This is a genomic window from Streptomyces sp. NPDC001717 (assembly GCF_042892775.1).
Classification (GTDB): domain Bacteria; phylum Actinomycetota; class Actinomycetes; order Streptomycetales; family Streptomycetaceae; genus Streptomyces.
This window is the reverse complement of record NZ_JBIAUK010000031.1, coordinates 60,935-80,001: the sequence shown is the minus strand read 5'-3', so window position 1 is coordinate 80,001 and position 19,067 is coordinate 60,935. Positions and strand designations below refer to the sequence as shown.

Here is a 19,067-nt window from a genome sequence, read left to right as displayed (position 1 = left end):
GGGGTCCAGGTGCTGAGGACAGGGGCAAACACTCGTTTCACAATGTGGTTATCGCGTAAAGAGAGCGTCAAAGATTAGGTAAGGTAACGAACTACTTGCCGAACCTGTCGCGCGGAGGAGCGGTCCACCGGCTTCCCCGTGCGCTTTGAGGAAGGGTCGCCCGCTGACTGTCCACACGCTCAATGAGCTCCTGCTGGTCTGCTCGCTCGTGCTGCTCGTCGCCGTCGCGGCGGTACGCGTCTCCTCACGCAGCGGCCTCCCCAGCCTGCTCATCTACCTCGGCATAGGCGTCGCGATAGGCCAGGACGGCATAGGCAACGTCGTGTTCGACAACGCCGAGCTGACCCAGGTCATCGGCTACGCGGCACTCGTCGTGATCCTCGCCGAGGGTGGTCTGGGCACCAAGTGGAAAGAGATCAAGCCGGCCCTGCCGGCGGCGATCGTGCTGTCGCTGGTGGGCGTGGCGATCAGCGTGAGCGTCACGGCGGCCGGGGCGCACTACCTGGTCGGGCTGGAATGGCGCCAGGCCCTGCTGATCGGCGCGGTCGTCTCCTCGACCGACGCCGCGGCCGTCTTCTCCGTACTGCGCAAGGTCCCGCTCCCCTCCCGGATCACGGGTGTCCTGGAGGCCGAGTCCGGCTTCAACGACGCACCCGTCGTGATCCTGGTCGTCGCCTTCGCGACGGTCGGCCCGGTGGGCCCCTGGTACGTCCTGGTCGGCAAGATCGCGTTGGAGCTGTTGCTGGGCGTCGCCATCGGCCTGGCCGTGGGCTTCCTGGGCGCGTACGGGCTGCGGCACGTGGCACTGCCCGCCTCGGGCCTCTACCCGATCGCCGTGATGGCCATCGCGATGGTGGCGTACGCGGCCGGCGCGCTGGCGCACGGCTCCGGCTTCCTCGCCGTCTACCTGGCGGCCATGGTGCTCGGCAACGCGAAGCTGCCGCACTGGCCGGCGACGCGGGGGTTCGCGGACGGGCTCGGTTGGATCGCCCAGATCGGCATGTTCGTGCTGCTGGGCCTGCTGGTGACCCCGCACGAGCTGGTGAACGACTTCTGGCCGGCGGTGATCATCGGGCTGGTGCTGACGATGGTGGCGCGACCGCTGGAGGTCTTCGTCAGCCTGCTGCCCTTCCGGCTCCCGTGGCGGGAGCAGGCCCTGATGTCGTGGGCCGGTCTGCGCGGAGCGGTGCCCATCATCCTGGCGACCATTCCGATGGTGTCCGGGATCGAGGGCAGCGAGCGCGTCTTCAACATCGTCTTCGTCCTCGTCGTCGTCTACACGCTGGTGCAGGGGCCGACGCTGCCCTGGCTGGCGCGCAAGCTGCGGCTCGGCGACACCGGCGAGGGCGCCTCCGACCTCGGCATCGAGTCGGCCCCGCTGGAGAAGCTGCGCGGGCACCTGCTGTCCTTCGCGATCCCGCCGGCCTCGCGGATGCACGGTGTCGAGGTCAGCGAGCTGCGACTGCCGGCCGGAGCCTCGGTGACCCTGGTGGTGCGGGACGCGAAGAGCTTCGTACCGGCGCCGTCGACCGTGCTGCGACGCGGGGACGAGCTGCTGGTGGTGGCCACGGATCCGGTGCGGGACGCGGCGGAGGCGCGGCTGCGGGCGGTGGCCCGGGGCGGCAAGCTCGCGGGGTGGCTCGGTACGGGCAACGGGTCGGGCAGCGGGGCCGGCGGCGCGGGCGGCACAAGGGGTGTCACCCAGCGTTAGAACGCCGCTCTAATTCGATGTCTTAGGTGGATTCCGTCCGGATTCACCCGCGTTTCGATGGCTTCTGAAGGCGAAGTTCCAGTTAATCGCAGGTGAAGACACTCGCTGTCGCCGTAATCACAGGGCCCATCTGCACCCCTCCCTGTATGATGAAGGCACAACACATCGAACCAACTCTGCCTGACGCAGAGCTGGCGCGACCGCAAAGCGGCCGTGGCTCCCTCCCGCAGTGGGTGCCCAGGTATCACTCGGTTCTGCGCAAGAGGACAGCTCTCGGGGCTCCCACATGTACGGGTGCGGCCGCTCACAAGGCGAGGCACCGTCCGCAGACGGGGACGCTCTACCAGGCAGCGGAAAGGCAAGGCCGTGACATCCGCGGTCACGACCGACAAGTCCGCCCGCCCCGGCTACGGGCAGCTCCTGCGCACGCCCGGCGCCATCGGCTTCGTGCTTCCCGGCTTCGCAGCCCGACTCCCCTTCGGCATGCTGACCATCAGCATCCTGCTCCTGGTCCAGCACACCACCGGCTCGTACGGCAGCGCCGGCATCGTCGCCGCCGTCACCGGCATCTCCATGGCGCTGTCCGCGCCGCTGATGGGCATCTTCACCGACCGCTTCGGCCAGAGCGCCGTCCTGATCCCCGTCGTCCTCACGCACGCCGCCGCCGTCAGCGGTCTGGCGGTGCTCGCGCTGATGGACGCCCCCCTGCCGGCGCTGGCGCTGGCCGCCATCCCCACCGGCGCCTCGGTGCCGCAGGTCGGACCGATGGTCCGGGCGCGCTGGGCCGCCAAGCTGCAGGGGTCGCCGCTGATGCCGACGGCCGCCGCCTTCGAGTCCGTCTCCGACGAATTCACCTTCGTCGTCGGCCCGGTCCTGGCGACCGCCCTGTGCACCGGCATCCACCCGGCGGCCGGCCTGTTCACCGAGGCGACGCTGACCCTGCTCGGCGGCCTGCTCTTCGCGGCCCAGCGGGCCACCCAGCCCAAGCCGCACGCCCCGTCGGCCTCCGGTGAGAAGCGCGCCTTCGCACTCTCCTCCCCCGGCCTGCGCGTACTGATCTTCGCCTTCCTCGGGATCGGCGCCGTCTTCGGCGGCATGCAGGTCTCGCTCGCCGCCTTCGCCAACGAGATCGGCAACCCCGGGGCCAACGGCCTGCTCTACGGCATCTTCGCCGCCGGCAACATGATCGCCGGCATCGCCATGGGTGCCATCACCTGGAAGATCGGCCCGCGCCGCCGGCTGCTCCTGGGCTACGTCGGCCTCACCGCCGTCGTGTCCGTCCTGTGGGCCGCGCACTCGGCGGTCCTGCTGGGCGCGCTCGGCCTGGTCGTCGGCCTGTGCATCGCCCCGGCGCTGATCACCGGCTTCACGATGGTCGAGCAGCTGGTCCCCGCGAACGCCCGGACCGAGGCCTTCACCTGGCTGACCGGTTCGATCGCCTTCGGGCAGGCCATCGCCGTGACCCTGGCCGGCCGCGTGACGGACGCGCACGGGTCCTCGTACGGCTTCCTGGTGCCCGCGGCCGCCACCGTTCTCGCGCTGGTCAGCCTGGTGGCGCTGCGCGGGAAGCTGGCCCCGAAGGCCCCGAGCCGGATCGTGAAGTCGTCCGCCCCGGCCGCCCCGAAGGTGATCCGGAACACGGTGAACGAGCGTGGCATCGGTCACCGAGTGCCGGTGACGGTGGACTGATCCGCCGGAATACGTCACCATGGAGCGTCGTTAGCACTCATTGAGTCAGAGTGCCAGGAGGAAATTCGTGCCGACCTACCAGTACCAGTGCACCGAGTGCGGTGAGGGCCTTGAGGCCGTGCAGAAGTTCACTGATGACGCGCTGACCGTGTGCCCGAGCTGCGACGGACGCCTGAAGAAGGTGTTCTCCGCGGTCGGCATCGTCTTCAAGGGCTCCGGTTTCTACCGGAACGACAGCCGTGGCGCCTCTTCGAGCAGCACCCCTGCCTCGAAGTCGTCTTCGTCCACGACGTCCACCGCTGCCGCCGCCCCCGCCGCTTCGTCCTCCTCGACCTCGTCGAGCTCGGGCAGCAGCGCCGGCTCCACCTCGGCGGCCTGAGCCGTCCGACCGCCTTTCCGAGGCCCCGCAGCCCTTCCCGGGCAGCGGGGCCTCCGGCATGCGCCGGAAGACCCCGTTAGGGTGATCCGCATGGCGAACGCAGAGATCGGTGTCATCGGCGGCTCGGGCTTCTACTCCTTCCTGGAGGACGTCTCCGAGATTCAGGTGGACACCCCGTACGGGCCCCCGAGCGACTCCCTCTACCTCGGTGAGCTGGCGGGCCGCACGGTGGCCTTCCTGCCGCGGCACGGGCGCACCCACACCGTCCCGCCGCACAAGATCAACTACCGGGCCAACCTGTGGGCCCTGCGCTCGGTCGGCGTGCGCCAGGTGCTCGGCCCCTGCGCCGTGGGCGGCCTGCGGCCCGAGTACGGACCGGGCACGCTCATCGTTCCGGACCAGCTGGTCGACCGTACGAAGTCCCGCGCGCAGACCTTCTTCGACGGGGAGCCCCTGCCCGACGGCAGCGTCCCGAACGTCGTGCACACGACGTTCGCCGACCCGTACTGCCCCGTGGGCCGCTCCGTGGCGCTCGCGACGGCCCGGGCGCAGGGCTGGGACGCGGTGGACGGCGGCACCATGGTCGTCATCGAGGGGCCCCGCTTCTCGACGCGCGCCGAGTCGCGGTGGCACGCGGCGGCGGGCTGGTCGGTGGTCGGCATGACGGGTCACCCGGAGGCGGTCCTCGCCCGTGAGCTGGGGCTCTGCTACACCTCGATGGCCCTGGTCACGGACCTGGACGCGGGCGCCGAGACGGGTGAGGGCGTCTCCCACACCGAGGTCCTGAAGGTGTTCGGCGAGAACGTGGGCCGCCTGCGCAAGGTCCTCTTCGACGCGGTCGGGGCCCTGCCGGAGACGGAGTCCCGCGACTGCCTGTGCACCCACGCCCACGACGGCTGGGACCTGGGCATCGAGCTGCCGTAGCTGTCGGTGGCGGGACGTACCCTCCGGTCATGGGAGATTTCGGGGGGATGATCGTGGCCCGCTGTTCCGCGGCGGAGCTGCTGAGGATCACCGGGGCGGCCGGGTTCGAGGGGATCGACCCGGGTGCGAGACCGGCCGGCGAGTGGGCGACGGCGACCTTCGCCGACCGGCCGACCGGTGGCGGCACCGTGGTGGCGCGGCGGACGGGCGAGCCCGTGTTCACGGTGGCGTACCTCGACAGCGACGTCGGTTTCGTCGAGGCCGTCACCCCGGTCGGGAGCCGCTGGAAGGCCCTGCTGAACCGGAGAAAGGCCGAGGACTACGGGATACCGCTCGGCCGCTACCCGGTCGAGGGGGCCGTGGCCGGGGCGCTCGCCTGGGCGGCCGCCGCGGGACTGACCGCCGACGCCGCGGGCATCAGGTCCGCGCTCACCGGCGAGGAGATCTTCGCGGAGGACCTCGCCGACCGGCTCCTCGTCGCGCTCGGGGTCTCGTAGAAACTTTTTCCCGGAAGCCGTCACATTCCGGGGGGCTGTCCGGTCCTTGCCGATGAAGGACCCACCGAGACCGCTTCCCGGGAGACGACAGCCATGCCGCGCATCTCGCTCACCCCGCCCCGCACCCTCCTCATGCGCATCGGCGCCTGGTACTCGCGCCGCACGTACGGCAAGGTGCTCGACCCCGGCCAGGCGTACGGGCACAACGCGCGGGTGCTGTTCTCGTACGTCCGCCTCGAACAGCAGGCGGCGAAGTGGAACGCCCTCGAAGCCGGGCTGAAGCACCTGGCGGTGATGGCCGCGGCGGCCCGCATCAACTGCTCGTGGTGCATGGACTTCGGCTACTGGGAGGGCCATGAGAAGGGCCTGTCGACGCGGAAGATCGAACTGGTGCCGCGGTGGAGGGAGAACCGCGAGGCCTTCACCGCGCTGGAGGCGCTCGTCATGGAGTACGCCGAGGCCATGACGGAGACCGAGCCGTCGGTCACCGACGAGCTCGCCGCCGAACTGATCGCGCGGCTCGGCGAGGCGGCGTTCGTCGAACTCACCGCGGTGGTCGCCCTGGAGAACTGGCGCTCGCGGGTCAACAGCGCCTTCGGTCTGACCAGCCAGGGCTTCGCGGAGGCGTGCACGATCACCCCCGTGTGAGTGACGGCGATATCCACAGAGCGGGGACCGTCCACAGGCCGGAGCGGGAGTCGGCGGGAGGCCGGATCGTGGGGTGTGTCCGGGCGCAGGGTCCGGACACGGCACGCGACCGGCTGGGCGGTGTTCCTCATGTCCTTTACTGCTTCCACCAGTTCTTCCTCCGCACCCCGTCCCTCCTCCCCCACGCCCCATCACTCCTCCTCGCCCCATCCCCCGTCCTCGATCCGTCCCTCCTCCGCCTGTCCCCCCGCGCACACGGTCCCGCAGTTCCCCCCGCTCCGCGTGGGGCGGGGCGGGGATCGGCTGCGCAGGGTCCTGCGGCGTCGGCGTCGTGCCACCGCGGCCGCGCTCGCGGTCGCCGCGGCGGCCCTGGCGGTGGGCGGCACGGAGGCCCAGGCCTCACGGGGCGCCGCCCCCGCGGAGGTGAAGGCCCCGGCGCCCGCGGCGGCCGTGCGGACGGCCTCCGCGCCGGTACGCATCGCGGACGCGGCGACGGTGCGGCTGTTGCGGCCCGGGGACCGGGTCGACGTGGTGGCGGCGGAGCGCGCCGGGCCGCCCAGGGTGGTGGCCGCGGGGGCCCGGGTTGCCGAAGTGCCCGCTCCCGAGGAGGGTGTTGGGGACGGTGGGGCCCTCGTGGTCCTGTCCGTGCCCCGGGAAACCGCGCGGGCTCTCGTGGGGGCGGGCTCCGTGGCACGGCTGGCGGTGACGTTGTGTTGATTCGCACGCACGCCCAGTCAAGTCACCTCCAAGTGGGCGTCGATTGGACACGCCGGGCCTGGACTGCCGTAGCTTTCGGAACCGTTGACTCCGTGTTCGGCAGATTCGAAGAAAGGCTCAGTGGTGGGCGAGAAGAAGAAGGAGAGCGTCCTGGCGGGCTTCAAGGCCTTCCTGATGCGCGGCAACGTGGTCGACCTGGCGGTCGCCGTGGTGATCGGCGCCGCGTTCACGAACATCGTGAACTCGATCGTCAAGGGGATCATCGGCCCGGTCGTGGGCGCGGTCGGCACGAAGAGCCTGGAGGGCTACAAGACCTGCATCAAGGCGCCTTGCGAGCTCGGCCCGGACGGGCAGCCCACGGGCGTCGAGATCCTCTGGGGCTCGGTGCTGAACGCCACGCTGACCTTCGTGATCACCGCGGCGGTCGTGTACTTCCTGATGGTCCTGCCGATGGCGAAGTACCTCGCCAAGCAGGAGCAGCGCCGCAAGGCCCGGGAGGGCGTCCAGGAGACGATGGAGATCACCGAGCTGGAGGTCCTCAAGGAGATCCGGGACAACCTGGTCGCCCAGCGGGCCGGCAGCAACGGCAGCGGCGCGGGAGTCGCCCCGGGGTCGCGCGACGCGTTCTGACGGTTCCGCCGGTTCAGATGTGGTGCGGGGGCTTCTCGTCGAGGAAGCGGGCCAGGTCGGCCGCGCTTCCGCCGGCGGGGGGTCGCTCGCCCCAGCCGCGGTCGGTGTCGTCCGAGGACTGCTGGTCCAGGGGGTCGTCGAAGACCAGCCTCGGCTTGGGCCTGGGCTTGGGCTCGGCCTCCGGCTTGGGCTCCGGCTTCGCGGCGGGCTCGGGATGCGGGTCGGGGGCGGCGGAGGTGCTCATGCCTCCAGGGTACGGCCGCCCCCGGCGCCCGCTCCGCTCAGCTCGGGGCCTCGGCGCCCTTGCGGGCGTAGAACCACCAGCACACCGCAAGGCACGTGGCGTAGAAGCCGATGAAGATCCACAGCGCGTTGGTGACGGCCATCGCCGCGAACATCGCGGGGATGAAGAAGAAGCCGTAGGCGGCGATGGCGGAGGAGAAGCCGGTGACGGCGCCCGCCTCCATCTCGGACTGCTTGAGCGCTGCCGCCTGCGCCTCGGGTCCCTTGCCCTCGGCCTCGCGCATGTGCTGGTCCCGGAAGATGACCGGGATCTGCCGGAAGGTCGATCCGTTGCCGAGGCCGGAGAAGGCGAAGGCGGCGAGGAAACCGATGAAGAAGGCCCAGAAGCTGCCCTGGTCGCCGCCCGAGGGCAGCGCGAAGATCACCACGACCAGGGAGGCGGCCATGCCGACGAACGACAGCATGGTGACCTTCGCACCGCCGATCCTGTCGGCGAGCCAGCCGCCGGCCCAGCGCATGAGCGCGCCGATGAAGGGGCCGATCCAGGCGTAGGTGGTGGCCTGGTAGCCCTGCGACTCGAAGTTGTTCTTGATCAGGAGGGGCAGGCCGGCGGCGAAGCCGATGAAGGAGCCGAAGGTGCCGACGTAGAGCCAGGTCATCAGCCAGTTGTGCTTGCGCTGAAAGATGATCTTCTGCTGGCTGAAGGGGGCGGCGGCCACCCTGAGGTCGTTCATCAGGAACCAGGCGAGCAGCGCCATGATCACCAACAGCGGCACCCACAGGAAGGCGCCGTTCTGCAGCCAGATGTCCGTGTCGTTCTTCGCGTCGTGCTGCGGGCCGCCCGCCGGCGCGCCCAGGACGGCCGCGGTGACCACCAGCGGAGCGACCAGCTGGACCACGCTCACACCGAGGTTGCCGAGACCGCCGTTGAGGCCGTTGGCGCTGCCCTTCTCCCGCTTGGGGAAGAAGAAGCCGATGTTGGCCATGGAGGAGGCGAAGTTCGCGCCGCCGATGCCGCACACGGCGGCGATCAGCGCCAGCTCCCAGTAGGGGGTGCCGTTGTCCTGGAGGGCGAAGCCGAGCCACAGCATCGGCGCGACCAGGATCAGCGTGCTGAAGGCGGTGAACTTCCGCTCGCCGAAGATCGGCCCGATGAAGGTGTACAGGATCCGGAAGGTGCCGCCGGTGATTCCGGGAATGGCCGTCAGCCAGAACAGCTGCGACTTGGAGAACCCGAAGCCGACGTCGTTCAGCTTGACGACGGTCACCGACCAGACCTGCCAGACCACGAAGCCGAGCATCAGCGCCGGGATCGAGACCCAGAGGTTGCGCTGAGCCACCCTGCGCCCGGTGGACTGCCAGAAGCCGTCGTCCTCGGGCCGCCAATCGCCGATGGTGGCGCCGGGCTTGTAGGTCTCCGCGCGGTGCGAGCGCACCGCGGACGGGGTGGGCGTGGGCATCGACATGTTCACCGGTCCTTGGGGTCGAGGATCCACAGTCCGAGGACGACGAGGAAGGAAAGGATCAGGAATCCCGCTCCCCACCAAGCCGTTCCGGTGTTGCCCTTCATCCACTCGTTGACGGTCACGGTCAGCGCCCAGAGCTGTCCGATGAGCACGGTGAGGGCCAGGGCCAGGCGTGCGTTGAGCTTCGAGGATCGTTCCGGCTCCTGCTCGGTGCCGGCTCCCGGGCCGGGGCCCGTGTGGCGGGTCCGCGGGTCTCCGTAGCCGCTGGTGGGGCGGATCTGCGGGTACCGCTCGTGGACCGGCCGGTTCAGCCGTGGCTGGGCGCTGCCCGGTTGGTAGTCCGGACGTGGAGGCACTTGCGGGGCGCTCATGTGCGCTTCCTCTCGGGCTCGGCGGCGCGATCCGATCCCGGGCAGCGCAGTTGCGCCGAGAACTCGGGGTGGGAATCGCCGAACTGCCGGCAGAGGGCGTCCTTGGCCGGCTCTCCCGACCGGGCGGTGCCGATGGCCCAGACACTGCCGTCGCCCTGCTCGGTCAGGAAGACCCTGGGGAGCGGGCGCGGTGGCGGACCCGCGGTGACCTCGCCGGTGCGCGCGTCGAAGACGCCTTCGTGGCAGGGGCAGTACAGCTCCCCTTCGGGACCCCGGTCCTCGCGCCAGAGCACGGCGCAGGCCAGGTGGGTGCAGACGGCGGAGTAGCCGACGAGGGTGCCGTCGGCGAGCCGGACGGCGACGGCCCGGTCCTCTTCGCCGGGGAAGCGGAAGGCCACGGACTGGCCGGGCGCCAGCACGTCGGTGACCTTCTTGGGTTCGGGGAGCTTCTCGCTGTCGCCGTGGCGGTGCAGGATGCCGGCGGCGACGCCGACACCGCCGACGGCCAGGCCGCCGGAGACGGTGGCGACGATCCGCAGGTAGTCGCGGCGGGTCGTGAGGGAGTCGGCGCTGATCCGGTCGCGCAACTGCTCGGCGGCGGCGTCGCCGTCGGGGTCCGGGGTGGAAGCCGCAGGGGGCTGTGCGGTGACGCTCATCGGACGTCCACTCCATTCACTTCCACGACGGGCAGACCGCCGGGGACGGGCCACTGGACCTTGTCGGCGGGGACGACCATCGCCACACCGGTGTTGACCACCACGTCACCGAAGGCGAAGGAGTCGGCCACCTGCACGCCGGGGCGTTCCGCCTGGAGTTCTTCGAGGGTTCCGTAGAAGAGGGCTCCGGTGGGGCAGACGGTGGCGCACATGGGGGCCAGGCCGTATGCGGTGCGGTCGTAGCAGAGGTTGCACTTCATCTGCAGCTTCGCCTGGAGGTCGATCTTCGGGACGCCGAAGGGGCAGGCGTTGACGCAGTTGGCGCAGCCGATGCAGCGGGTGGTGTCGGCCTGTTGGACCACTCCGTCGGCGGTCACCAGGATCGCGTCGGCGGGACAGACCTCGGCGCAGGGCGCGACGGGATCCTCGCAGTGCATGCAGACGGTCGGGAGGGAGGCGACGGACATGCCGGGATCGGTGTAGTCCAGGTGGATCATGGACTTGCCGCGGTGGGAGTCGCATTCGCGGCAGGCGGAGACGCAGGCCTGGCAGCCGATGCAGCGACCCGGGTCGATGAAGATCGTGCGGCCCATCATGGCGGGTCAGCTCCTCTCCGCCGTGCCACGGCCCTGCGAGGACGTGGGCGGCAGGGGGTCGGTCCGGGAGACCTGGGTCTGCGGATAGGCCACGCGGCCCGGGGCCGTGGGCGGCGCGGGCACCTCGTCGACCTGTTCGCCGGCCTCGATCCGGGCGGCGCAGACCTTGTACTCGGGGATCTTCGAGCGGGGGTCGAGGGCGTCGATGGTCAGGGCGTTCGCGGCCGTCGGCACGGGCCAGTGGTAGGGGATGAAGACGGTGTCCGGCCGGATGGCCTCGGTGACCAGGGCCGGGAAGACCTCGCTGCCACGGCGGGTGACCACCCTGACCGGGTCGCCGTTGCGGAAGCCGTGCGAGGGGTGGACCTCCACCCAGGGGCGCGGGGTCTGCTCGACGAGGGCGCCCAGGCGCCGGGTCTGGTTGCCGGAGAGGAAGTGGGCGACGGTGCGGCCGGTGGTGAGGGAGAGGGGGAACTCCTCGGTGTAGGGGTCCATCGGCGCGTGCCACTCGACGACCTGCATGTGGACCTTCCCGTCGGGGTGGAAGGTCTTGCCGCCCTCGAACAGCCGGGGGGTGCCCGGGTGGTCGGTGCTGGGGCAGGGCCACATGATGCCGCCGGTCTCCTCCAGGCGTTCGTAGGTGATGCCGTAGTAGTCGTTGACCGTGCCGGCGGAGGCGATGCGGAGCTCCTCGAACACCTCGCGGGAGCCGGCGAAGTCGAACTTGTCGCCGGCGCCGAGGCGGCGTGCGAGTTCGCACATCACCCAGGTGTCGGTGCGCACTCCGGCGGGCGGTTCCTGGGCCTTGTTGTGCTTGACGACACGGGCCTCGGTGTTGGCCATGACGCCCTCGTCCTCGGCCCACACGGTGACGGGGAAGACCACGTGCGCGTTGGCCGCGGTCTCGGAGAGGAAGAAGTCGAACTGGGCGTGGAATTCGAGGCGGTCGTAGCCCTCCTTGACCGCCCCGTAGTTGGGGAGGGAGACGAAGGGGTTGTTGCAGATGCCGATCAGGCCGCGGATCTCCTGCCGCTGCATCTGCCAGACCATCTCCATCATGGAGGTGCCGGCGGGCGGGAGTTCGGACTCCTCGATGCCCCAGATCCGGCAGATCTGGCGGCGGTGCTCCTCGTTCATGATGGAGCGGCCGCCGGGCAGCAGGTCGGACTTCTGGCCGTGTTCGCGGCCGCCCTGGCCGTTGCCCTGGCCGGTGATGGTGCCGTAGCCGGCGCCGGGCTTGCCGAGGTTCCCGGTGGCGACGCACAGGTTGATGATCGCCAGGCAGTTCTCGACGCCCTGCGAGTGGTGCTCGACCCCGCGCGCGTGGAAGGCCATGGCCTTGCCCGCGCCGCCGAACATGCGGGCCACCTGGACGATCTGTTCCTCGGGGACCCCGCAGATCGTGGCGGAGCGCGCGGGCGGGTAGTCCTGGACGGTCTTCTTGACCTCTTCCCAGCCGGTGGTGTGGGCGGCGAGGTAGCCCTCGTCGGTCAGGCCCTCGGCGATGACCACGTGCAGGACGGCGTTGAAGAACGCGGCGTCGGTGCCGGGTTTGAGGGCGACGTGCACGTCGGCGGTGCGGGCGATGGCCGTCTGGCGCGGATCGACCACGATCAGCGAGGCGCCCCGGTCCCGGGCGCCCCACAGGTACTGGGTCATCACGGGGAAGCACTCGCCCACGTTCGACCCGGCGATCAGCAGGCAGTCGGTGAGGAGGATGTCGGAGAAGGGGTTGGCGGCCCGGTCGATGCCGAAGGACAGTTTGTTGGCGCCGGCGGCGCTGACCATGCACAGGCGGCCGTTGTAGTCGACGTGCCGGGTCTTGAGGGCGACCCGGCCGAACTTGCCGACCAGGTAGGTCTTCTCGGAGTAGAGGCTGGCGCCGCCGAGCAGGCCGAAGGCGTCGTTGCCGTGGGCGCCCTGGATGCGGCGGATCTCGGAGACGGTGAAGTCGAGGGCCTCGTCCCAGGAGACCTCCCTGAATTCCTCGTCCCGGGTGCGGCGCAGCAGCGGGCTCGTCAGCCGGTCGGGGTGGTTGACCTGCTGGTAGGCGTTGATGCCCTTGGGGCACAGCCGCATCCGGTTGATGTCGTGGTTGCGGGGCTCGACGCCGAAGACCTTGCCGCCCCGGTCCACGCGCAGGTACATCCCGCACTGCACGCCGCAGAAGCAGCAGTGGGTGGGGACGAGGGTCTCGCCGTTCTGGTCGGCGTGCCACTGGTCGGCGGGGATGCCGCCCGCGTCGCGGAAGTTGCGGGTGCCGGGCGGGGCGATGGAGGGGTCGAAGGGCAGCGGGCGGCCCGTCCGGGCGGGGTCCGTCGCGGTCACTTGAAGCCCTTCTTGACGTGGTTCAGATAGGCGTTGCCGCGCAGGACCCGCTTGCAGCGCGGGCAGTATTCGGCCCAGGAGTCGAAGTCGAGCTTCAGGTCCCGCATCGTCCCGCGCAGGTTCTCCACGTACGGGGCGGTGTCGATGGGTTCCCCGCAGCGCTTGCAGGCGAAGACCTGGTCGTCCTGGCGGGCCGTGTACTTGAACAACTGCATGCCGACGGCGGCGGGGCGCTGGACGATGTGGAAGAACTTCCCGAACGGGATGTAGATGAGGGTGAAGACCACCGACACCATGTGCAGGATGGCCAGGAACTCGTAGCCGCCGCCGTGCAGGAAGATCGACGAGAAGGTCAGCAGCAGCCCGGTCACGGAGATCACGATCAGGCAGATCAGCGGGAGCAGGTCGTAGGCGAAGCGCTGCCCGGTGATGGCGCCCCGGTCCTTCATCCGCCGCCACAGGAAGTACGAGGCGCCGGGGATGACGAGGACCGCGGCGATGTCCAGGCCGTGGAACATCAGCCAGCCCAGGATGTTCAGCGAGTCGAAGCCGAGGACCTTGAAGCCCCAGATCCGCATCTCGTAGCCCGGTCCGGAGCCGCTGTCCGAGGTGAAGGTGAACCAGCCCCAGGTCAGCGGGAAGGTGATGAGCGCGGCCAGGATGCAGCCCCAGAAGATGAGTTGGTGGGCGGCCCAGCGCGAGCGTGAGCGGGCGCCGAGGAACTTCTGGAAGCCCAGGTAGGTGGCGATCATCTTCGGCAGTGCGGTGGGCGCCTTGCGGAAGTTCTCGGCGGAGAAGAAGCTGCCGAACCCCTTCTTGAAGAGGCGGCGGGCGCCGGGTGCGGAGACCCACACGGTGTACCGGTAGGCCACGCCGAAGGCGAGGAACACGGTGGCGACGGCGTACGGCAGCAGCGCCGAGTCGAAGTCGCGCAGGAGGCGGCTGCCGAGCACGATCGCGACGATGAGCAGCAGAGAGACGACGACGCCGGCCAGGGTGGCCCGTACGGCGACGGGTTTCCCGGCCGGCGGTGGGCTCTGGAGCGGCTGGGCCGGCGGCTCCGGCGGTGGGGTTTCGGTGAGGACTTCGGTGGGCTCGGACACAGCACCACGCTAAGTGGTATGTACCGATTCAGCCCGTTATGCAGTACTTATTATTGGGCCGACCGGGTTAGACGGCTTTCAGGCCCTGAGCAGCGAAGACCGCCTTGGCCTCGGCCACCTGCTCGGGTGTGGGCGAGGGGGTGTCGTGCAGGGTGAACTCCATGCCCAGGGCTTCCCACTTGCTCTCCCCCAGCTTGTGGAAGGGCAGGACGTCGACGCGCGAGACGTTGCCGAGGGTGCCGGCGAAGGCGGCGACGCCCTCGATGTTCTCCCGGGCGTCGGTCAGCCCGGGCACCAACACGAAGCGCAGGTGCACCTCCTTGCCGAGGTCCGCGAGGCGGCGGGCGAAGTCCAGGGTGGGTTCCAGCGGGCGGCTGGTGAGGCGCTCGTACGTCTCGCGGTCCCAGGACTTGATGTCGAGCAGGACCAGGTCCACGTCGCGCAGCAGCGCGTCGGTGGCTCGGGCGCCCAGGAAGCCGGAGGTGTCGAGGGCGGTGTGCAGGCCGAGGTCGTGCTTCATACGGTGCAGCAGTTCGCCCGCGAACACGGGCTGGAGCAGCGGCTCGCCGCCCGAGACGGTGGCCCCGCCGCCCGCGGCGGCGATGAACCGGGTGTACTTGCGGGCCTCGGCGATGACGTCGTCGGCCGAGGTGCGCCTGCCGTTTCGCATCTTCATGGTGTCGGGGTTGTGGCAGTACAGGCAGGTCAGCGGGCACCCGGCGAGGAAGGTCACGAAGCGGGTGCCGGGGCCGTCCACCCCGGTGGAGAGGTCCCAGGAGTGCACGGAGCCCTCACTGGGCCGCTGCGTCGCCGCGGCGGCCGGGGTCCGCCCGGCGCTGACGGTGACGGCCGCGGTCTGGCCGACGGGGATGCTCGGGCCGAAGAGGACGGTCATGGCAGGTGCTCCAGAGGTGGGTGCACGGCCCAGGGGTCGGGGTGAGGGCCCGACCCCTGGCCGCGCGGTCCGGGGAGGCCCTTACAGCGAGCCGTGGAAGGTGCGGTTCAGCACGTCGAGCTGCTGGTCCCGCGTGAGGCGGACGAAGTTGACCGCGTAGCCGCTGACGCGGATGGTCAGCTGCGGGTGGTTCTCCGGGTGCTCCATGGCCTCCATGAGCGTGTCGCGATTGAGCACGTTCACGTTCATGTGGAAGCCGTCGACGGCCATGTAGCCGTCGAGCACGCCCGCCAGGTTCTTGATCCGCTCCTCGGGGGTGCGGCCCAGGCCGTCCGGGGTGACGGTGTTGGTCAGCGAGATGCCGTCCTCGGCGTCCTCGTAGGGGAGCTTGGCGACCGACAGCGCCGAGGTGACGTAGCCGTGGGTGTCACGACCGTTCATCGGGTTGGCGCCCGGGGAGAAGGGCTCGCCGGCGCGGCGACCGTCGGGGGTGTTGCCGGTCTTCTTGCCGTAGACCACGTTCGAGGTGATCGTCAGCACGGACTGCGTGTGCTCGGCGTCCCGGTAGGTCGGGTGCGCCCGCACCTTCTTCATGAACTCCTCGACGAGCCAGACCGCGATGCCGTCGACGCGGTCGTCGTTGTTCCCGTACGCCGGGTAGTCGCCCTCCAGACGGAAGTCGGTGGCGAGCCCCGTCTCGTCGCGCACGACGGAGACCTTCGCGTACTTGATGGCGGACAGCGAGTCCGCGGCGACCGAGAGGCCGGCGATGCCGCAGGCCATGGTGCGGCGCACGTCGCGGTCGTGCAGGGCCATCTCGATGCGCTCGTAGGCGTACTTGTCGTGCATGTAGTGGATGACGTTGAGGGCGTGGACGTAGGTCGCGGCGAGCCATTCCATCTGCTCGTCGAACTTGGCCATGACCTCGTCGTAGTCCAGCACTTCGGCGGTCAGGGCCCCGGTGGCCGGCCCGACCTGGGCGCCGGACTTCTCGTCACGGCCGCCGTTGATCGCGTAGAGGAGGGTCTTGGCGAGGTTCACGCGGGCGCCGAAGAACTGCATCTGCTTGCCGACCGGCATCGCGGAGACGCAACACGCGATGGCGGTGTCGTCGCCGAAGCGCGGACGCATCAGCTCGTCCGACTCGTACTGCACCGAGGAGGTGTCGATCGAGACGCGGGCGCAGAACTCCTTGAAGCCCTGCGGCAGCCGCGGCGACCAGAAGACCGTCATGTTCGGCTCGGGGGCCGGGCCGAGGTTGTAGAGGGTCTGGAGGTAGCGGAAGGAGGACCTGGTCACCAGCGGGCGGCCGTCCTCGCCCATGCCGGCGATCGACTCGGTGACCCAGGTCGGGTCGCCGGAGAACAGCTCGTCGTACTCCGGGGTGCGCAGGAAGCGGACGATGCGGAGCTTGATGATGAAGTCGTCGACGAGTTCCTGGGCCTGCTCCTCGGTGAGGCGACCGGCCTCCAGGTCGCGCTGGAGGTAGACGTCGATGAAGGTGGAGGTGCGGCCGAGCGACATGGCCGCGCCGTTCTGCTCCTTCACGGCTGCCAGGTAGGCGAAGTACAGCCACTGGATCGCCTCGCGGCCGGTGCCGGCCGGGCCGGAGATGTCGTGCCCGTAGGAGGCCGCCATCGCCTTGAGCTCGGCGAGCGCGCGGATCTGCTCGGAGAGCTCCTCGCGCAGCCGGATCGTCTCCTCCAGTGAACGGTCGCCCGCCGGGAGGGAGTTCAGCTCGTCCTTCTCCTCCTTCTTGAAGGCGATCAGGCGGTCGACGCCGTAGAGGGCCACCCGGCGGTAGTCGCCGATGATGCGGCCGCGCCCGTAGGCGTCCGGCAGGCCGGTCACGACGCCGGCCTTGCGGGCGGCGCGGATCTCGGGGGTGTAGGCGTCGAAGACACCGGCGTTGTGAGTCTTGCGCCACTCCGTGAAGACCTTCTCCAGCTCCGGGGAGACCGGGTAGCCGTAGGTCTCCAGGGCGCCGGCGACCATGCGCCAGCCGCCGTACGGCATGATCGCGCGCTTGAGCGGGGCGTCCGTCTGGAGGCCGACGATCAGGTCCTTGTCGCGGTCGATCCAGCCGGGGGCGTGCGAGGTGATCGTCGACGGGATGTCGTGGGCGATGTCGTAGACGCCCTTCTCGCGCTCCTCCGGGAACTTGTCGGTGATCGACTTCCACACGGCGGTGGTGCGCTCGGTGGGGCCGGCCAGGAAGGAGTCGTCGCCCTCGTAGGGCGTGTAGTTCTGCTGGATGAAGTCGCGGACGTCGATGACGTCGCGCCACAGTCCGCCCTTGAAGCCCTCCCAGGCCTTGCCGTTCCTCGTGGTCTCCGCAGGGGTGGCAGTCATCGCCCGCACCTTCCCAGTCGCCTCGTTGCTTGTATCCATTGCACGCCTTTTGATCGATCATTTGCCTCCGCGTTGGTCCCGAGCTGGGGCCCGAAGGTCCCGCGATCACCCGCTCCCCATCGTCCCCCGGTAGCCCTGACCTGGCATTTCGAGCAGGCCGAAGGTCCATCGTGCGCTTGTGAAAGTTTTCACAATAATGTGGTTCGCGGAAACGCCGAACGGGGCCGCAGCCGCCCCGAAGACGGTTCCGGCCCCGCTCCGCAGCGGTCTAGCTCGGGGCTTCCGCGCCCTTGCGGGCGTAGAACCACCAGGCCACGACCACGCAGGAGGCGTAGAAGGCCACGAAGCCCCACATCGCGCTCGTCACGGAGAAGTTGGCGAACATCGCCGGGATGAAGAAGAAGCCGTAGGCGGCGATCGCGGCGGTGAAGCCCGTCACCGCGCCCGACTCGATCTCGGCCTGCTTCAACGCGGCCGCGTACTGCGGGGTGCCCTCCGCCAGGCCCTTCAGGTGCTGTCCGCGGAAGATGACCGGGATCTGCCGGAAGGTCGAGCCGTTGCCGATCCCCGAGAAGAGGAACGCCGACAGGAAGCAGAGGAAGAAGCCGTGGAAGGAACCGGTGTCCGAGCCCGCGGGAAGGAAGGTGATCACGCCGATGATCGAGGCCGCCATGCCCACGAAGGACAGGATCGTCACCCGCGCGCCGCCCAGCTTGTCCGCGATCCAGCCGCCCGCCCAGCGGGCCAGCGCGCCCAGGGCCGGGCCCATCCAGGCGTAGGCGGCCACCGAGTACGCGGGGAAGGTGGTCTTGATGAGCAGCGGCAGGGCCGCCGCGAAGCCGATGAAGGAGCCGAACGTGCCGACGTAGAGCCAGGTCATCAGCCAGTTGTGCTTGCGCTTGAAGATGATCTTCTGCTGGCCGAAGGGGGTCGCGGCCACCTTCAGGTCGTTCTGCCCGAACCAGGCCACCGCGGCCAGCACGACCAGCACCGGGACCCAGACGAAGGCCGCGTTCTGGAGGTGGATCTCCGAGCCGTCCGCCTTCTTCTGGCCCGCGCCGATCGCGAGGACCGAGGACGTGATCAGGATGGGCGTGAGGAGCTGCACGACGGAGACGCCCAGGTTGCCCAGACCGCCGTTGATCCCGGTCGCGTTGCCCTTCTCCTGCTTCGGGTAGAAGAAGCCGATGTTGGCGAGCGAGGAGGAGAAGTTCGCGCCGCCGATGCCGCACAGCGCGGCGATCGCGACCATGGTCGTGTACGAGGTCGACGTGTCCTGCACCGCGAAGCCCAGCCACAGCAGCGGCACGATCAGCACGACGGTCGAGAGCGCGGTGAACCGGCGCTGGCCGATCCTCGGGCCCAGGAAGGTGTAGAAGATCCGGGCCGTTCCGCCGGTGATCCCGGGAACGGCGGTGAGCCAGAACAGCTGCGACTGGCTGAAGCCGAAGCCGACGTCCTTCAGGTTCGTCGCCGTGATGCTCCAGACCTGCCAGACCACGAAGGCCACCAGCAGCGCCGGCACGGCGATCCACAGGTTGCGGGTGGCCACCTTCTTCCCGGTGGTCCGCCAGAAGGACGGGTCCTCCGGCGTCCAGTCCGTGATCGTGCGGCCCGGACGGTACTGCTCCGGATCGGCGAGCTGCGGCCGTACCGCTTCCTGCGTGGCGGAACTCATGGCTTCGTCCTCAGGTGTCGAGGGGTGTCCTTGCCTATCCAGGTTCCGTTTCCGGGGGCGCCTCGCGGCAGAGGAGAACGCACTGTGGGCGACGGGACGTACGGCCCGCGTGCCACGGCACTAGCGTGGAAGGTGTCCCCGGCCGATCCGGCCGTACGCCACCGAGCGCGAAGGGGGCGGCACC

General features: G+C 69.9%; 18 protein-coding genes. 8 read left to right on the top strand and 10 right to left on the bottom strand.

The window, feature by feature from the left end:
* The first annotated feature begins 145 nt into the window (after positions 1 to 145).
* The 8 genes from ACFYZL_RS33390 to mscL all read left to right on the top strand — a co-directional run bounded on the left by ACFYZL_RS33390 (position 146) and on the right by mscL (position 7,195).
* Positions 146 to 1,711 carry a potassium/proton antiporter gene (locus ACFYZL_RS33390; protein WP_384746690.1) on the top strand — a complete coding sequence of 522 codons (1,566 nt, stop codon included), beginning with the start codon at positions 146 to 148 and terminating at the stop codon, positions 1,709 to 1,711.
* A 366-nt stretch (positions 1,712 to 2,077) separates the two neighbouring features.
* Positions 2,078 to 3,400, top strand: a complete 1,323-nt coding sequence (locus ACFYZL_RS33385; RefSeq protein WP_384746691.1) for an MFS transporter — start codon at positions 2,078 to 2,080, stop codon at positions 3,398 to 3,400.
* 67 nt (positions 3,401 to 3,467) lie between these two features.
* Positions 3,468 to 3,779 (top strand): FmdB family zinc ribbon protein, encoded by a 312-nt coding sequence (locus ACFYZL_RS33380; protein WP_388684200.1) that lies wholly within the window; start codon positions 3,468 to 3,470, stop codon positions 3,777 to 3,779.
* A 90-nt stretch (positions 3,780 to 3,869) separates the two neighbouring features.
* On the top strand, positions 3,870 to 4,703 hold the full coding sequence (locus ACFYZL_RS33375) for an S-methyl-5'-thioadenosine phosphorylase (RefSeq protein ID WP_384746695.1): 834 nt from the start codon (positions 3,870 to 3,872) through the stop codon (positions 4,701 to 4,703).
* Between the two features lie 29 nt (positions 4,704 to 4,732).
* The gene (locus ACFYZL_RS33370; RefSeq protein ID WP_384746697.1) at positions 4,733 to 5,200 is read left to right on the top strand and encodes a hypothetical protein; all 468 of its coding nucleotides are present in this window, start codon (positions 4,733 to 4,735) and stop codon (positions 5,198 to 5,200) included.
* 93 nt (positions 5,201 to 5,293) lie between these two features.
* Entirely contained in the window at positions 5,294 to 5,848 is a 555-nt protein-coding gene (locus tag ACFYZL_RS33365) for a carboxymuconolactone decarboxylase family protein (RefSeq protein WP_388684197.1), read from the top strand.
* Positions 5,849 to 6,130: 282 nt separating this feature from the next.
* The gene (locus tag ACFYZL_RS33360) at positions 6,131 to 6,565 is read left to right on the top strand and encodes a hypothetical protein (RefSeq protein WP_388684194.1); all 435 of its coding nucleotides are present in this window, start codon (positions 6,131 to 6,133) and stop codon (positions 6,563 to 6,565) included.
* A gap of 120 nt (positions 6,566 to 6,685) precedes the next feature.
* A complete protein-coding gene (gene mscL, locus ACFYZL_RS33355) occupies positions 6,686 to 7,195 on the top strand; it encodes a large conductance mechanosensitive channel protein MscL (RefSeq protein WP_384746703.1) in 510 nt (169 codons plus the stop codon).
* Positions 7,196 to 7,208: 13 nt separating this feature from the next.
* Here mscL and ACFYZL_RS33350 read toward each other — a convergent pair whose 3' ends face one another.
* The 10 genes from ACFYZL_RS33350 to ACFYZL_RS33305 form a co-directional block, all read right to left on the bottom strand.
* Positions 7,209 to 7,439 carry a hypothetical protein gene (locus ACFYZL_RS33350; RefSeq protein WP_384746705.1) on the bottom strand — a complete coding sequence of 77 codons (231 nt, stop codon included), beginning with the start codon at positions 7,437 to 7,439 and terminating at the stop codon, positions 7,209 to 7,211.
* A 37-nt stretch (positions 7,440 to 7,476) separates the two neighbouring features.
* Positions 7,477 to 8,904 carry a NarK family nitrate/nitrite MFS transporter gene (locus tag ACFYZL_RS33345; protein ID WP_384746707.1) on the bottom strand — a complete coding sequence of 476 codons (1,428 nt, stop codon included), beginning with the start codon at positions 8,902 to 8,904 and terminating at the stop codon, positions 7,477 to 7,479.
* Positions 8,905 to 8,906: 2 nt separating this feature from the next.
* Complete coding sequence (locus tag ACFYZL_RS33340) at positions 8,907 to 9,275, bottom strand: hypothetical protein (RefSeq protein ID WP_384746709.1); 369 nt, start codon at positions 9,273 to 9,275, stop codon at positions 8,907 to 8,909.
* A complete protein-coding gene (locus tag ACFYZL_RS33335) occupies positions 9,272 to 9,931 on the bottom strand; it encodes a ubiquinol-cytochrome c reductase iron-sulfur subunit (protein WP_384746711.1) in 660 nt (219 codons plus the stop codon). Before ACFYZL_RS33335 ends, ACFYZL_RS33340 begins: the two co-directional genes overlap by 4 nt.
* On the bottom strand, positions 9,928 to 10,527 hold the full coding sequence (locus ACFYZL_RS33330; protein WP_384590006.1) for a 4Fe-4S dicluster domain-containing protein: 600 nt from the start codon (positions 10,525 to 10,527) through the stop codon (positions 9,928 to 9,930). Before ACFYZL_RS33330 ends, ACFYZL_RS33335 begins: the two co-directional genes overlap by 4 nt.
* Positions 10,528 to 10,533: 6 nt before the next feature.
* On the bottom strand, positions 10,534 to 12,855 hold the full coding sequence (locus ACFYZL_RS33325; RefSeq protein ID WP_388684189.1) for a molybdopterin oxidoreductase family protein: 2,322 nt from the start codon (positions 12,853 to 12,855) through the stop codon (positions 10,534 to 10,536).
* On the bottom strand, positions 12,852 to 13,958 hold the full coding sequence (locus tag ACFYZL_RS33320; protein WP_384746717.1) for an MFS transporter: 1,107 nt from the start codon (positions 13,956 to 13,958) through the stop codon (positions 12,852 to 12,854). Before ACFYZL_RS33320 ends, ACFYZL_RS33325 begins: the two co-directional genes overlap by 4 nt.
* Positions 13,959 to 14,025: 67 nt before the next feature.
* The gene (gene pflA / locus ACFYZL_RS33315; RefSeq protein ID WP_384746719.1) at positions 14,026 to 14,853 is read right to left on the bottom strand and encodes a pyruvate formate-lyase-activating protein; all 828 of its coding nucleotides are present in this window, start codon (positions 14,851 to 14,853) and stop codon (positions 14,026 to 14,028) included.
* Between the two features lie 81 nt (positions 14,854 to 14,934).
* Entirely contained in the window at positions 14,935 to 17,205 is a 2,271-nt protein-coding gene (gene pflB / locus ACFYZL_RS33310; protein ID WP_388684187.1) for a formate C-acetyltransferase, read from the bottom strand.
* A 268-nt stretch (positions 17,206 to 17,473) separates the two neighbouring features.
* Positions 17,474 to 18,883 (bottom strand): NarK family nitrate/nitrite MFS transporter, encoded by a 1,410-nt coding sequence (locus ACFYZL_RS33305; protein ID WP_384746723.1) that lies wholly within the window; start codon positions 18,881 to 18,883, stop codon positions 17,474 to 17,476.
* Positions 18,884 to 19,067 lie beyond the last annotated feature (184 nt).